Origin of the sequence: Streptomyces sp. cg40 (genome assembly GCF_050320165.1) — a bacterium.
Taxonomy (GTDB): domain Bacteria; phylum Actinomycetota; class Actinomycetes; order Streptomycetales; family Streptomycetaceae; genus Streptomyces; species Streptomyces hokutonensis.
In genome coordinates this window covers 7,652,376-7,667,042 of the sequence record NZ_CP190128.1, presented here as the reverse complement: position 1 = coordinate 7,667,042, position 14,667 = coordinate 7,652,376, and the positions used below count along the sequence as shown (strand labels likewise).

Sequence of the window (14,667 nt, the reverse complement as noted above, 5' to 3'; positions counted from 1 at the left end):
TTCAACGTCTCTCATGTGAGCGTGTGGCGTCTCACACCCGGGCCCGGCGTCTCGAACGGGCCCGACAAGTGCGAAGATGGGCTCGGCAGGACAGGGCCCCCACCACAGGGCCGAAGAAAGAGCGGCCGGACACCAGCCGCCGCCCGGTCACTGACGACCGGCGTACGGCGCACATGCATGGAGGACGTGACGTGGCGAACGACGCCAGCACCGTTTTCGACCTAGTGATCCTCGGCGGTGGTAGTGGCGGTTACGCCGCGGCGCTGCGCGGGGCCCAGCTGGGACTGGACGTCGCCCTGATCGAGAAGGACAAGGTCGGCGGCACCTGCCTGCACCGGGGATGCATCCCCACCAAGGCTCTGCTCCACGCGGGCGAGATCGCCGACCAGGCCCGCGAGAGCGAGCAGTTCGGCGTCAAGGCCACCTTCGAGGGCATCGACGTACCGGCCGTCCACAAGTACAAGGACGGTGTCATCTCCGGCCTGTACAAGGGACTCCAGGGTCTGATCGCGTCCCGCAAGGTGCACTACATCGAGGGTGAGGGCAGGCTCTCCTCCCCCACCTCCGTCGATGTGAACGGCCAGCGCATCCAGGGCCGCCACGTCCTGCTGGCGACCGGCTCCGTGCCGAAGTCGCTGCCGGGCCTGGAGATCGACGGCAACCGGATCATCTCCTCGGACCACGCCCTCGTCCTGGACCGCGTGCCGCAGTCCGCGATCATCCTGGGCGGCGGTGTCATCGGCGTGGAGTTCGCCTCCGCGTGGAAGTCCTTCGGCGCCGACGTGACGATCATCGAGGGCCTCAAGCACCTCGCCCCCCTCGAGGACGAGAACTCCTCCAAGCTTCTTGAGCGCGCGTTCCGCAAGCGCGGCATCAAGTTCAACCTGGGCACCTTCTTCTCGAAGGCCGAGTACACCGAGTCCGGCGTCAAGGTCACCCTCGCCGACGGCAAGGAGTTCGAGGCCGAGCTGCTGCTCGTCGCCGTCGGCCGCGGCCCCGTCTCCGCCGGTCTCGGCTACGAGGAGCAGGGCGTCGCGATGGACCGCGGCTACGTCCTGGTCGACGAGTACATGCGGACGAACGTCCCGACCATCTCCGCCGTCGGCGACCTCGTCCCGACCCTCCAGCTCGCGCACGTCGGCTTCGCCGAGGGCATCCTGGTGGCGGAGCGGCTGGCCGGTCTGAAGGCCGTCCCGATCGACTACGACGGTGTCCCCCGGGTGACGTACTGCCACCCCGAGGTCGCCTCCGTGGGCATCACCGAGGCCAAGGCCAAGGAGATCTACGGCGCGGACAAGGTCGTCGCTCTGAAGTACAACCTCGCGGGCAACGGCAAGAGCAAGATCCTCAACACCTCCGGCGAGATCAAGCTCGTCCAGGTGAAGGACGGTGCCGTGGTCGGCGTCCACATGGTCGGCGACCGCATGGGCGAGCAGGTCGGCGAAGCCCAGCTGATCTACAACTGGGAGGCGCTGCCCGCCGAGGTCGCGCAGCTCATCCACGCCCACCCGACGCAGAACGAGGCGCTCGGCGAGGCCCACCTGGCACTGGCCGGCAAGCCTCTCCACTCCCACGACTGACCCCCTCGGTCGGACGACGACACAGACTTCCGCAATTCGTAAGGAGCAACCGAAACCATGGCGGTTTCCGTAACCCTTCCGGCGCTCGGTGAAAGCGTCACCGAGGGCACTGTCACCCGCTGGCTGAAGGCCGAGGGCGAGCGCGTCGAGGCCGACGAGCCGCTGCTGGAGGTGTCGACCGACAAGGTCGACACCGAGATCCCCTCGCCCGTCGCCGGTGTCCTGGCCTCCATCAAGGTGGCCGAGGACGAGACCGTCGAGGTCGGCGCCGAGCTGGCCGTGATCGACGACGGCACCGGCGCGCCCGCCGCTGCCCCCGCCCCGGCCGCGGAGCCGGCTCCCGTGGCCGCTCCGGCGCCCGTCGCCGAGGCCCCCGCGGCTCCGGCGCCCGCACCGGCCGCACCCGCCCCCGCTGCCGCCGCTCCGGCGGCCGGCGCCTCCGGTACCGACGTCGTGCTGCCCGCACTGGGCGAGTCGGTCACCGAGGGCACCGTCACCCGCTGGCTGAAGCAGGTCGGCGAGGAGGTCGCGGAGGACGAGCCCCTCCTCGAGGTCTCCACCGACAAGGTCGACACCGAGATCCCCTCGCCGGTCGCCGGCGTGCTGCTGGAGATCCTGGTCGGCGAGGACGAGACCGCCGAGGTCGGCGCCAGGCTCGCCGTCGTCGGCGCCGCAGGTGCCGCTCCGGCGGCTGCCCCGGCTCCGGCCGCTCCGGCCCCGGCTCCGGTGGCTGCCGCTCCGGCGCCCGCCCCCGCGCCGGTGGCTCCCGCGGCTCCGGTCGCGCCGCCCGCCCCGGTCGCCGCACCGGCTCCGGTCGCCCCCGCCGCCCCGGCCCCCGCGCCGGTCGCTGCTCCGGCTCCGGTGGCCAAGGCCGCTCCCGCTCCGGCGCCCGCCGCCGCGCAGGCCACGGACGACGGCGCCTACGTCACCCCGCTGGTGCGCAAGCTCGCCGCCGAGAACGGCGTCGACCTGTCCACCGTCAAGGGCACCGGCGTCGGCGGCCGTGTCCGCAAGCAGGACGTCCTCGCCGCCGCCGAGGCCGCGAAGGCCGCCGCCGCGGCTCCGGCGCCCGTCGCCGCCGCCGCTCCGGCCGCCGTCGCCGCGAAGAAGACGCCGACCCTGGAGGCCTCTCCCCTCCGCGGCCAGACCGTCAAGATGCCCCGCATCCGCAAGGTCATCGGCGACAACATGGTCAAGGCGCTGCACGAGCAGGCGCAGCTGTCCTCGGTCGTCGAGGTCGACGTCACGCGCCTGATGCGGCTGCGCGGCCAGGCGAAGGACTCCTTCGCGGCCCGTGAGGGCGTCAAGCTCTCCCCGATGCCGTTCTTCGTGAAGGCGGCGGCCCAGGCACTGAAGGCCCACCCGGCCATCAACGCCCGGATCAACGTCGAAGAGGGCACGATCACCTACTTCGACACCGAGAACGTCGGTATCGCGGTGGACTCCGAGAAGGGCCTGATGACCCCGGTCATCAAGCACGCGGGCGACCTGAACATCGCCGGTATCGCCAAGGCCACCGCCGAGCTCGCGGGCAAGGTCCGGGCGAACAAGATCACCCCGGACGAGCTGTCCGGCGCGACCTTCACCATCTCCAACACCGGTTCGCGCGGCGCGCTGTTCGACACGATCATCGTGCCCCCGAACCAGGTCGCGATCCTCGGCATCGGCGCCACGGTCAAGCGCCCGGCCGTCATCGAGACGGAGGAGGGCACGGTCATCGGCGTCCGCGACATGACGTACCTGACCCTCTCCTACGACCACCGCCTGGTCGACGGCGCCGACGCGGCCCGTTACCTGACGGCCGTCAAGGCGATCCTGGAGGCGGGCGAGTTCGAGGTCGAGCTCGGCCTGTAACCCACCCCGTTCGTACAGCGCCCCCACCCGGAACCCTCCGGGCGGGGGCGCAGTGCGTTTCCCCCACGGGACCTCGGCACTTCGCCCGGCATCCGGGCGTACGGTCCCGCCGAATGCCGGACGCCAATGTCACCGCCGCACGCCCGCAGCTCCGCGCGCCCCGCCGCATGCGAGCGCGCCGGCCGACACCCGGTCACCCCCGCGAGATCTCAGCACCCCCCGCCGTCCGGCCGTACGGTCCCGCCGAGTACCGAGTGCCGAGTACCGAGTACCGGTGTCGCCGCCGCACGCCCGCAGCCCCGCGCACCCCCACCACCTGCGAACCCACCCGCCGACACCCAGTCACCCCCGCGAGGTCTCAGCACCTCCCGCCGTCCGGCCGTACGGTCCCGCCGAGTGCCGAGTACCGAGTACCGGTGTCGCCGCCGCACGCCCGCAGCCCCGCGCACCCCCACCACCTGCGAACCCACCCGCCGACACCCGGTCACCCCCGCGAGGTCTCAGCACCTCCCCCGGCATCCGGGCGTACGATCCCGTCGGGTGCCAGGCGTCGACGTCGCCGCCGCACTCCCGCGTGTCCGCGCAACCCCGCCGCTGCGAACGCGCCCGCCGGCACCCGGTGACCCCGTGGTCAGTGGCTCCAAGCCCACCTGCGCGAGCCTCCGCGGCTCCGTGTCGGCCCCGGACGAGTCTTTGCGCGGCACACCTTCCCGGCAGCGTGTAAGTCTCGTCTCACCTGCATGAAAGCGCCCCCGTGCGCCCCTCCCGAGCGGGCGTGCGGCCTTATTGTCTAAACGTCAAACGCCCTAAGGAGCTCTCATGACCGCGCCCGTCGTCCACTCGCTGCGCGAACAGATCCGCGAGCACATCGTGGAGGGGATCGTCAGCGGGCGCTGGAAGCCGGGCGAGCGGATCGTGGAGCGTCGGATCGCGACCGAGCTGGAGGTCAGCCAGACGCCGGTGCGGGAGGCGTTGCGCGAGCTGGAGTCGCTGCGGCTGATCGAGTCGGCGCCGAACAAGGGCGTACGGGTGCGGAATCTGACCGCGGCCGACCTGGAGGAGAGCTACCCCGTGCGGGCCGGCCTGGAGGCGATCGCGGCGGAGCTGGCGGCCGGGAAGCTGGCCGAGGACTGCTCGGCGCTCGAACCGCATGTCGCCGCGCTGTACGAGGCGGACCGCGAGGCGGACGGGACGGGCCAGGTGCGGCACACGGTCGGCTTCCACCGGGAGCTGGTCCGGGCGGCCGGCAACTCGGTGCTGCTGCACACCTGGGAGGGCCTCGGCATCGAGGTGTTCACCGCCCTGTCCATCCGCTGGCTGGGGACCGTGCAGCAGTCGTACGCGGAGGAGCACGAGGAGTTGGTGGCCGCGTTCCGGCGCCGGGATCCGCGGATCGCGGAGCTGGTGAAGGCACACGTCCTGGGCTGCGCCCCGCGCCCGTGACGCACCCGAGCGCAGCCATGCTCACCTGCGAAAACTCCCCGGAAATCGGCGAAAATCACGGCACCGGGTGCCCCCGCAAAAGGCACCCCGTGCCGACTTTCTCGTAATCAAGATATTTTGCCCGGGAACCTTTGATCGATCATCGATCAGGGAGTTACAGTCACCGACGGGCCCGCGGCGGAAGCCGCAAAGTGTCACAGCACAAGGGCCCGCCGCCCTGTCCTGCCAAAGACCAAGGGCACCCCCGACATCCCCTTGCCGACGAGGGAACCCCCCTTCGACTGAGGAAGGCGGCGTTATGACCGACCCCTACGCCATCCAGCCGAGCGAGCTCGACCAGCTCCCGGACCGCGACCCCGAGGAGACCGCCGAATGGCAGGCCTCCCTGGACGCCGTCGCGAAGGCTGCCGGCCCGCACCGCGCCGCGTATCTGATGCGCCGCACGCTGGAGCGCGCGGAGGGCAACGGCATCGCGCTGCCCAAGCTCCTTGAGACCGACTACGTCAACACCATCCCGACCGCCGCCGAGCCGGCCGCGCCCGGCGACGAGGCGCTGGAGCGCCGGATCACCGCGTGGAACCGCTGGAACGCGGCGGCGATGGTGACCCGGGGCGCGAAGCACGGCGTCGGCGGCCACATCGCCACCTTCGCCTCCGCGGCCTGGCTGTACGAGACCGGCTTCAACCACTTCTTCAAGGGCAAGGAGGCGGACGGCTCCGGCGACCAGCTCTACATCCAGGGCCACGCCTCCCCCGGCATCTACGCCCGCGCCTTCCTCGACGGCCGCCTCACCGAGGCGCACCTCGACAACTTCCGCCAGGAGGCAGGCGGCACCGGCCTCCCGTCGTACCCGCACCCGCGCCGGCTGCCCTGGCTGTGGGAGTTCCCGACGGTGTCGATGGGCCTCGGCCCGCTGTCCGCGATCTACCAGGCGCGCTTCAACCGCTACCTGACCGCGCGCGGCATCAAGGACGTCTCCCAGTCCCACGTCTGGGCCTTCCTCGGCGACGGCGAGATGGACGAGCCGGAGTCGACGGCCGCACTCGCACTGGCGAGCCGCGAGGGTCTGGACAACCTGACCTTCGTCATCAACTGCAACCTCCAGCGCCTCGACGGTCCGGTCCGCGCGAACTTCAAGATCGTGCAGGAGCTGGAGGCCCAGTTCCGCGGCGCCGGCTGGAACGTCGTCAAGTCGCTGTGGGGCAACGCCTGGGACGAGCTGTTCCAGCTCGACACCACGGGCGCGCTCGTACGCCGGCTGCGCGAGGTGCCCGACGCCCAGGTGCAGACGTACCAGACGCGCGACGCGGCCTACATCCGCGAGGACTTCTTCGGCAAGGACCCGGCGCTCGTCGAGCTCGCGAAGCTGCTGAGCGACGACAAGATCCTGGAGTGCTTCCACCTCTCGCGCGGCGGTCACGAGTCCCGCAAGGTGTACGCGGCCTACAAGGCGGCCCTGGACCACAAGGGCGGCCCGACCGTCATCCTGGCCCAGACCGTCAAGGGCCACACCCTCGGCGAGGGCTTCGCGTCGAAGAACGCCAACCACCAGATGAAGAAGCTGTCGACGGACGAGTTCAAGCAGATGCGTGACCTGCTCGAACTCCCCATCAAGGACAGCGACTTCGTCGACGGGGTCGTGCCCTACGGCCACCCCGGCGCCGACTCCCCCGAGGTCCGCTACCTCCAGGAGCGCCGCGCGGCCCTCGGCGGTCCGGCCCCGGCCCGCCGTACGCACGCGATCGCTCCGCTGCCGTCCGCTTCGGAGAAGGCGTTCGCGTCCTTCGACAAGGGCTCGGGCTCGCAGAACGTGGCGACGACGATGGCCTTCGTACGGCTCGTCAAGGACCTGGTCCGCGACAAGGAGACGGGCAGGCGCTGGGTACCGATCGTGCCGGACGAGGCGCGCACGTTCGGCATGGAGAGCCTGTTCCCGTCGCTGGGGATCTACTCCCCGAAGGGCCAGACGTACGAGCCCGTCGACCGCGACCAGCTCATGTACTACAAGGAAGCCAAGAACGGCCAGATCCTCAACGAGGGGATCACCGAGGCCGGTTCGATGGCGGACTTCATCGCCGCGTCGACGTCGTACGCGACGCACGGCGAAGCGATGATCCCCTTCTACATCTTCTACTCGATGTTCGGCTGGCAGCGCACGGCCGACCAGATGTGGCAGCTCGGCGACCAGCTCGGCCGCGGCTTCCTGGTCGGCGCGACGGCGGGCCGTACGACGCTGACGGGCGAGGGCCTCCAGCACGCGGACGGTCACTCGCCGGTGATCGCGGCGACGAACCCGGCGGCGCTGTCGTACGACCCGGCGTTCGCGTACGAGGTCGCGGCGATCGTGAAGGACGGCATCCGCCGGATGTACGGCGAGACGGCCCAGGGTGAGGACCCGAACGTCTTCTACTACCTCACCGTCTACAACGAGCCGATCCCGCAGCCCGCGAAGCCCTCCGGGCTGGGCATCGACGAGGGCATCGTCAAGGGCCTGTACCGCTTCAACACGGCGGAGTCGGCGGGGCTTTCGCCCGCGGCCAACGCGGCGCGGATCCAGCTTCTCGGTTCCGGTACGGCGATCCACTGGGCGCTGAAGGCGCAGCAGCTGCTCGCCGAGGACTGGGGTGTCGCGGCCGACGTGTGGTCGGCGACGACCTGGACCGAGTTGCGGCGGGACGCGCTGGAGGCGGACGCGGCGCTGCTGCGGGGTGAGGAGCGGGTGCCGTACGTGCGGCAGGCGCTGCACGGTGCGGAAGGTCCCGTGCTCGCGGTCTCCGACTACATGCGGCAGGTTCCCGACCAGATCGCGCAGTGGGTGGAGCAGGACTACTCCTCGCTCGGCGCGGACGGCTTCGGCCTCTCCGACACCCGTGACGCGGCCCGCCGTTACTTCGGCGTCGACGCGGAGTCGATCGTCGTGGCGGCGCTGGCGCAGCTGGCGCGGCGGGGTGAAGTGAAGGCAACGGCGGTTAAGGAGGCGCGGGAGCGCTACGGGCTGTAGGGGGTAGTTTCTTCGCCCCCGCCGCCCCTACCCGTCCCATCCTCCTGGGGCTCCGCCCCAGACCCCGCTCCTCAAACGCCGGAGGGGCTGATTTTCAGCCCGTCCGGCGTTTGAGGACGAGGGTCTGGGGGCGGCAGCCCCCAGGGACGGGACGGGTAGGGGCGGCGGGGGCGATCCCTCATCATGAAGGCATGCGCGCTGCCCGGCTCATCAAAATGGTGCTGCTGCTCCAGTCCCGCCCCTCCATGACCGCAGCCGAACTGGCGCGCGAGCTGGAGGTGTCCGAGCGGACGGTGACCCGGGACGCGCAGGCACTGTCCGAGGCGGGGGTCCCCGTGTACGCGGAGCGGGGACGCGCTGGTGGGTACCGACTCGTCGGCGGGTACCGGACGCGGCTGACCGGGCTGGCCCGGGGCGAGGCGGAGGCGCTGTTCCTGAGCGGCGTGCCCGGCGCGCTCCGCGAGATGGGCCTGGAGGACGCCGCGTCGGCGGCCCGCCTGAAGGTGTCCGCGGCCCTGCTCCCGTCCCTGTCGGACGCCTCCCGGGCGGCGGCTCAACGGTTCCACCTCGACGCGCCCAGCTGGTTCACGGAACCCAAGACCCCCGAACTGCTGCCCGCCGTCGCGGACGCGGTGTGGGACGACCGGCGCGTGGTGGCCCGGTACCGGCGCGGGGACTCCGACGTGGAACGGGAACTGGAGCCGTACGGCCTCGTACTCAAAGCGGGCGTCTGGTACCTGTGCGCGCGGGTGGCGGACCACGATTCCTTCCGGGTGTACCGGATCGACCGTTTCACGGCGGTCGACCCGACGGCGTCCGACGAGCGCTTCACACGGCGGGAGGACTTCGACCTCCCGGCGTTCTGGGAGGACCGGGCGGAGCGGTTCGCGCGGTCGATCCTGCGGGCCGAGGTGGTGGTACGGGTCTCCCCCGAGGGCGCGCGAAGACTGCCGTACGCCGTCGATCCGGCTGCCGCGCGGGAGGCACTGGAGCTCGCGGACGCACCGGACGGCGACGTGGACGGGTGGGTGACGGTGACTCTGCCGGTCGAGTCCGAGGAGGTGGCCCACGGCCAGCTCGCGGGACTGGGGCCCGAGGTGGAGGTACTGGCGCCGGCGAGTCTGCGGGCGCGCTTCGTGCGCGACGCGGCGCGACTGGGCGCGCTGTACGGAACATGACCACGTGCTGCGCTCCAGGTACCCGGCGCCGTGATCCTCGCCGGGAGGATCCGCGGGCGCGGTTCGCGCAGGACGCGACGCGGCCGGCGGCGCTGTACCGCCCATAACGATCTGCCCCTCTCCTGGTGACAATCCGCCGTACTCCACGTGCGCACCACCCGTCCAGGACCGATGCTTGACCCGTGATGGACGAGACGGAGTTCTGGGAGCTGGTGGACGCCACCCGCGAGGCCGCCGAGGGCGACCCCGAGGAGCAGGCGGACCTGCTCGTGGACCGGCTGCTCCTGCTGGATCCGGAGCTGGTGCTGGACTTCGCCCGTCATTTCGAGGCCCGCTACAACCGCGCCTACACCTGGGACCTGTGGGGTGCCGCGTGGGTGCTCCTCGACGGGGCGAGCGACGACGCCTTCGACTTCTTCCGGTGCTGGCTGATCGGCCAGGGCCGCGAGGTCTACGAGGGCGCCGTGCACGATGCCGACGCGCTGGCCGACCTCATCGACGACTTCGACGACGAGATCGACGGCGACGGCGAGGAGCTGGGGTACGCGGCCGACGAGGCGTACGAGCAGCTCACCGGTACCGTCGCCCCCGACCTGGGCATTCCGCCGGCGCCCGCCGAGCCGCTCGGGGCGCCGCTCGACCTGGAGAACGAGGCCGTGCTCGCGGAACGCTTCCCGAAACTGCGGGAGAGGTTCCGCCAGGAGTGAGCCCGGGTGAACGGGGTACGGCGATGATGCCCCGTCCGCCGTCCGACCGGATCCCTGTGAGGTCACCGTGGCTCGAATACCGTTCCCGGAGCGTTCCGCCGAAGCCCTCGACAAGCTCCCCACCCCACTGAACGCTTTCCGCATGCTGTCCCACGCCCCGGAACTGACGGGTCCGGCGATCGACCTGGGGATGGCGGTGCTCGGGTCGTCGTTGCCGGTGCGGTTGCGCGAGCTGGTGATCGTGGCGGTGGCGGCGCGTACGGACTGCGCGTACGGGGTCGTGCAGCACCGCCCGATCGCGCTGCGCGCGGGGGTGACGGCCGAGCAGCTGGACGCCGTCGTCGAACTCCGGGCGGAGGACGGCGAGTTCGACGCGGCCGAGTCGGCGCTGCTGACCGCGACGGAGGAGCTGTTGGCCCGGCACACCCTCACCGACGGCACATTGGGCTCGCTGCGCAAGCATTTGACGGACCGTCAGGTTGTCGAGCTGATCACGACGGTCGGCTACTACACGATGCTCGCCGGGGTGTTGAACGGCCTGGGCGTGGACATCGACCCGGTCGGCGAGCAGTACTGGGAACTGGGCCGGCGCTGAGCGGACCGGACGGCCCCGGCCGAGTCGCCCTCACCCTTCGAGCATGTCCTGCTGCAACTGCCGCACTCCCGCCCAAGTCCCCTCGTCCACAGGGGTTTACGTGGTGAGCTTGATCTCCGAACGCTCGCCGAACCACAACTGCGTGTAGTCCAGCGTCAGCAGACCGACCTCGGGGTGCAAGTAGCGCTTGGTGAAGTTCTCCGGCGCCCGGACGTCGTGCTGGTCCCACAGGCGCTCGAAGTCCGGTGACTCCCGCCGCAGCCGGGTGAGGAGGTTCTTCCAGCCGGGCTCGGCGGCGTGCGTCGCCATGCCGGCGCGGAAGCGTCCGGCCAGGCGGGCGGCGGAGTCCTTCCAGTCGAGGGTGGCGGTCCGCCACCTCGGCGAGGTGAACACCAGCAGCAGTTGGTTGCGGTCCTCGAACGGCAGGTGCGCAAGTCCGCCCACCATCCGCTCGTAGGTGCGGTTGTAGGCGAGCAGATCGAACCGGGCGTTGATCACGGCGGCCGGGATCGGCTCCGGTTGGCGCATCATCACCGTCACGGCGCCCGGGACGGCCCTGCCGTCGCGGTCCATCGGCGGCTCGGGATGTCCGGCCAGTGTGTAGAGGTGGACGCGCTCGTACGGGTCGAGGCGCAGCGTGCGCGCGATCGCGGCCAGTACCTGCTCGGAGACGTTGATGTCCCTGCCCTGCTCCAGCCACGTGTACCAGGTCACGCCCACGCCCGCGAGCTGCGCGACCTCCTCGCGGCGCAGCCCCGGGGTGCGCCGGCGGCCCGTGGCCGGCAGCCCGGCCTGCTCGGGCGAGATGCGCTCCCGCCTGCTGCGCAGGAAGGACGACAGCTCCCGCCGCCTGATCCGCTGATCGGCCGCCTGTGTCACCACGGCCTCGAGGGACGTCGTCATGGAACCCACCGTGAGCCTCACGTCGACAGTCGCGCTCGTCACGGGCGCCAGCAGCGGCATCGGGCAGGCCACCGCCCGCCGGCTCGCGGCCGAGGGCGCCACCGTCGTGCCGGTCGCCCGCCGTCAGGACCGGATCAAGGTACTGGCCAAGGAGATCGTGGGACACGACGGCAGGGCGGTCGCGTCGACCGCAGATCTGACCGACGCCGACGCGGCCGGCGTCATGTTCACCGGGGACTCGGCCCGGGCCCCGCTGCGCGAGTGGGAGCAGATGGTCGACATCAACGTCAAGGGACTGCTGTACGTCACCAAGGCCGCCCTGCCGCACCTGAGCGAGGCCGCCGCCACGAGTCCGCGTCAGGTCGCCGACGTGGTCAACGTCAGCTCGATCGCCGGCCGCTTCGCCGTCCCCGCGGGCGCGGTCTACAACGCGACCAAGTTCGGTGTCACCGCCGCCACCGAGGCCTGGCGGCAGGAGTACGCGCGGCGCAACGTCCGCTTCTCCGTGGTCGAACCGGGCCTCACCGAGACCGAGTTGTTCGGCCACCAGCAGCAGGCCGTCCAGGAGCGCATGGCGGCCAGGTTCGCCGACGTCGAGAAGCTGCGTGCCGACGACGTCGCCGAGACCGTCGAGTACGTCGTCACCAGCCCGCGCCGCCGGGCCGTCGCCGAGATCGTCATCCGCCCCACCGACCAGGTCTGAGAAGGCGGTTCCGCTCCGGGCGTGCTAGGCGGCGCTGCGGCGACGGGTCGTGTCCGTCGGGATGTAGGCCTGGTTCTGGTCGGCCCGTACCGCGTGGTGCATCGGGGCCGCGTTGGCCTGGTCGAGCGCGGAGGCCGTGACGGCGGCCGGGCCGAGGATCACGGTCGCGACCGCGCAGACGACGGCCCACGGGCCGCGGGCGGACTTGGTCCAACCGGCCGACTTCTCCGTGGTGTTGGTGTGACTGCTGTTCATTTTCCCCACCTCCAGTCAGTGCGTGTGCATGACGATAGGGAGCGCGCCTCGGGGGACCCGGTGAGTTGCCTGCGAGAAACCTGTGAGCGCGGCGCGGCCAAGTGTTCGCGCAGTTCACAGACTTGAGGTCTTGACCCGTGCCGTGAGGTCCGGCTTACGGTGGCCGCCGCCGAACAGGAGCGCCGTGCCCATGACCAGCCCGTACGTGAAGGGGATCACCCGCGAGGAACACCTCGCGCATCTCCGGGTGCACCCTGACGCGAGCCATCTCCAGATCCCCGAGTGGGCCGACGTGAAGCCCGACTGGACCGCGGAGAGCGTCGGCTGGTTCGAGGGGGACGCGCTGGTCGCCGTGGCCCTCGTGCTGTACCGGGCATTCCCGGGGACCGGGCGCTCCCTCGCCTACCTCCCCGACGGCCCCGCGATCGACTGGCGGAGCCAGCGCCTCGAACGCTGGCTGGACCCGCTCCTCGCGCACCTGGAGAAGGAGGGCGCGTTCTCGGTCCGCATCGGCCCGCCGCTGGTGGTCCGCCACTGGGACCCGGCCACGGTCGCGGCGGGCGTCGCCGACCCCGCCGTACGGCATCTGCGGGATCTGCCGACCGACGGGATCGACGGCTACGCGCTGGACGCGGCGGACCGTCTCGAACGTCTCGGCTGGCGACGCTGCAAGGAGAACGAGAACAGCGGCTTCGGACTCGGGCAGCCCCGCTACGGCTGTCGGATTCCCTTGACCGGCCGGTCCGTCGACGAACTCCGCCGCGGCCTCGCCCCGCACTGGCTACAGGCCCTCCAGACCGCCGAGGGGGGCGGTGTCGGGGTCTTCTGGGGCTCGGCCGACGACCTGCCGGCCTTCCACCGCCTGTACCGGGCCACCGCCGAACGGGACGGCTTCAAGGCCCGTCCCCTCGACTACTTCCGGCGCATGTGGCAGGCGCTCAACGCCGAGGAGTCCGACCGGATGCGGATCTACCTCGCCGAGTACGACGACGAGGTCCTGTCCTCCGCGCTCATGATCGGCGTCGGCCCCCGCGTCTGGCACTCCTACCCCGCCTCCGGCCGCCGGGGCCGCGAACTCCGCCCCAGCAGCATCCTCCTGTGGCGCATGCTCTGCGAGGCCCTGGACTCCGGCGCCGACACCTACGATCTGCGCTCCATCACCCCGTCCCTCATCGCCGAGGACCGCCTGGTGGGCCGCCTCCTCTTCAAGACGGGCGCAGGCGGCCAGGCAGTGGAGTACCTGGGCGAATGGGAACGCCCGGTGGGCACCCAGGGGAAGATGCTGCAAAGGGCGCTGGCGGTCTATCTGGGCCGCAGATAGGCCTTTGGAGGGCGAGGGCGAAGCCCGCCCTCCAGGGGCGCGGGGAACTGCGCGCCCAGCCACAACGAACCCGCACCCGACATCCGACCAAGCGGGGGTCCGGGGGCGCAGCCCCCGGGGGACGGGACGGGTAGGGGCGGCGGGGGCGAGATCACCGCCCCTGCAACCGCGCAGCCAACTCCCGAACCCCCGGAAGCCGCCCCGACAACGCCGCCCCCGGACAACTGGTCATGTACCCGTCCTTGTGCCCCGCGAGAGCGGGCAGGACCGCGGTCGTACCGGACCGGTACCGACTGAGACTGTTGCTCGACACCAGCCGCGCCCTGCCACGCGGATCGACATCCGCGAGCCCCAGCTTCCACGCGGCCAACGCGGCGATGGCATCCGTCATGGCCTTCGGCACCGCCATCCCGGACGTGAACGTCCCGATCGCCGCGATCCCGGCCGTACGGTGGTTGAACCCCTGCGTGTGCGCCCCGGTGACCGCCCGGTCGACACCCCCCGCCCGCCCCTCGTAGATCGTGCCGCACCGGTCGACGAGGAAGTTGTACCCGATGTCGTCCCAGTCCCGGACCCCGGTCTGACCGGCGTACAGGTACCGGATGATGCGGGGCGCGTCCGCGCAGTCGTACCCGTTGGGCGAATCCGTGTGGTGGACGAAGACGGCGACGACCTTGTCGTCGTAGCGCGGCGGCGGCTGAGCGTGCCGGGAGAGCGCGTCGAGCCAGGCCGAGCGGGGCACGATGCGCGGCTGGGGCGCGGTGTGCCGGAGCGCCGCGGGGCGGGCGGCGACGGGGACGTGCGCGGCGGCGGTGGCACGGCGGCCGATGCCGTTCGCGCACAGCGCCAGCACCAGGACGGCGGCGAGGCCGGGGAGGCAGGCCAGCAGCACGAGCACCGGGCGGGGTATTCGCACCCGCCGCCGTCCTCGCGCACCCGGCGTTCTTCTCGGAACACGCATGATCACACTCTCGGCCGGAAACGGCCCGCCCGCGATGTGTGCTGTGCCACCCGGTGGAACCATCGTCCTGGTCCGGCACGTTTCTGGGGGTACACGCACGCGTGGCGGCTTCCCGTGGGCCACGCGCGCGTGACTGATCAGTGGGCCCGTTCCTCGCGTACTAAGG

At 71.4% G+C, this 14,667-nt stretch carries 12 protein-coding genes; 9 read left to right on the top strand and 3 right to left on the bottom strand.

The window, feature by feature from the left end; all coding sequences use genetic code 11:
* Nucleotides 1-191 precede the first annotated feature (191 nt).
* The 7 genes from lpdA (at nucleotide 192) to ACQHII_RS34470 (ending at nucleotide 10,358) form a co-directional block, all read left to right on the top strand.
* Entirely contained in the window at nucleotides 192-1,580 is a 1,389-nt protein-coding gene (gene lpdA / locus ACQHII_RS34500) for a dihydrolipoyl dehydrogenase (protein WP_019075829.1), read from the top strand.
* Between the two features lie 57 nt (nucleotides 1,581-1,637).
* A complete protein-coding gene (gene sucB / locus ACQHII_RS34495) occupies nucleotides 1,638-3,434 on the top strand; it encodes a 2-oxoglutarate dehydrogenase, E2 component, dihydrolipoamide succinyltransferase (RefSeq protein ID WP_427922949.1) in 1,797 nt (598 codons plus the stop codon).
* An 819-nt stretch (nucleotides 3,435-4,253) separates the two neighbouring features.
* A complete protein-coding gene (locus tag ACQHII_RS34490) occupies nucleotides 4,254-4,877 on the top strand; it encodes a GntR family transcriptional regulator (protein WP_427922948.1) in 624 nt (207 codons plus the stop codon).
* Between the two features lie 298 nt (nucleotides 4,878-5,175).
* A complete protein-coding gene (aceE, locus tag ACQHII_RS34485) occupies nucleotides 5,176-7,878 on the top strand; it encodes a pyruvate dehydrogenase (acetyl-transferring), homodimeric type (RefSeq protein ID WP_427922947.1) in 2,703 nt (900 codons plus the stop codon).
* Between the two features lie 191 nt (nucleotides 7,879-8,069).
* Nucleotides 8,070-9,056 (top strand): helix-turn-helix transcriptional regulator, encoded by a 987-nt coding sequence (locus ACQHII_RS34480; protein WP_427922946.1) that lies wholly within the window; start codon nucleotides 8,070-8,072, stop codon nucleotides 9,054-9,056.
* A 185-nt stretch (nucleotides 9,057-9,241) separates the two neighbouring features.
* Complete coding sequence (locus ACQHII_RS34475) at nucleotides 9,242-9,763, top strand: DUF4240 domain-containing protein (protein WP_200716902.1); 522 nt, start codon at nucleotides 9,242-9,244, stop codon at nucleotides 9,761-9,763.
* 142 nt (nucleotides 9,764-9,905) lie between these two features.
* The gene (locus tag ACQHII_RS34470; protein ID WP_427922945.1) at nucleotides 9,906-10,358 is read left to right on the top strand and encodes a carboxymuconolactone decarboxylase family protein; all 453 of its coding nucleotides are present in this window, start codon (nucleotides 9,906-9,908) and stop codon (nucleotides 10,356-10,358) included.
* Nucleotides 10,359-10,454: 96 nt separating this feature from the next.
* Here the strand turns inward: ACQHII_RS34470 and ACQHII_RS34465 are convergent, their stop codons facing one another.
* A complete protein-coding gene (locus ACQHII_RS34465; RefSeq protein WP_427922944.1) occupies nucleotides 10,455-11,261 on the bottom strand; it encodes a helix-turn-helix transcriptional regulator in 807 nt (268 codons plus the stop codon).
* Here ACQHII_RS34465 and ACQHII_RS34460 point away from each other — a divergent pair.
* Nucleotides 11,260-11,964, top strand: a complete 705-nt coding sequence (locus ACQHII_RS34460; protein WP_427922943.1) for an SDR family oxidoreductase — start codon at nucleotides 11,260-11,262, stop codon at nucleotides 11,962-11,964. The two genes, ACQHII_RS34465 and ACQHII_RS34460, sit on opposite strands and share 2 nt — an antisense overlap.
* 24 nt (nucleotides 11,965-11,988) lie before the next feature.
* Here ACQHII_RS34460 and ACQHII_RS34455 read toward each other — a convergent pair whose 3' ends face one another.
* A complete protein-coding gene (locus ACQHII_RS34455; protein WP_019075876.1) occupies nucleotides 11,989-12,219 on the bottom strand; it encodes a hypothetical protein in 231 nt (76 codons plus the stop codon).
* Nucleotides 12,220-12,409: 190 nt separating this feature from the next.
* Between ACQHII_RS34455 and ACQHII_RS34450 the strand changes: the two genes are divergently transcribed.
* Complete coding sequence (locus tag ACQHII_RS34450) at nucleotides 12,410-13,540, top strand: lipid II:glycine glycyltransferase FemX (protein WP_427922942.1); 1,131 nt, start codon at nucleotides 12,410-12,412, stop codon at nucleotides 13,538-13,540.
* Between the two features lie 151 nt (nucleotides 13,541-13,691).
* Here the strand turns inward: ACQHII_RS34450 and ACQHII_RS34445 are convergent, their stop codons facing one another.
* Entirely contained in the window at nucleotides 13,692-14,432 is a 741-nt protein-coding gene (locus tag ACQHII_RS34445; RefSeq protein WP_427925473.1) for a peptidoglycan recognition protein family protein, read from the bottom strand.
* Between the last annotated feature and the right edge of the window lie 235 nt (nucleotides 14,433-14,667).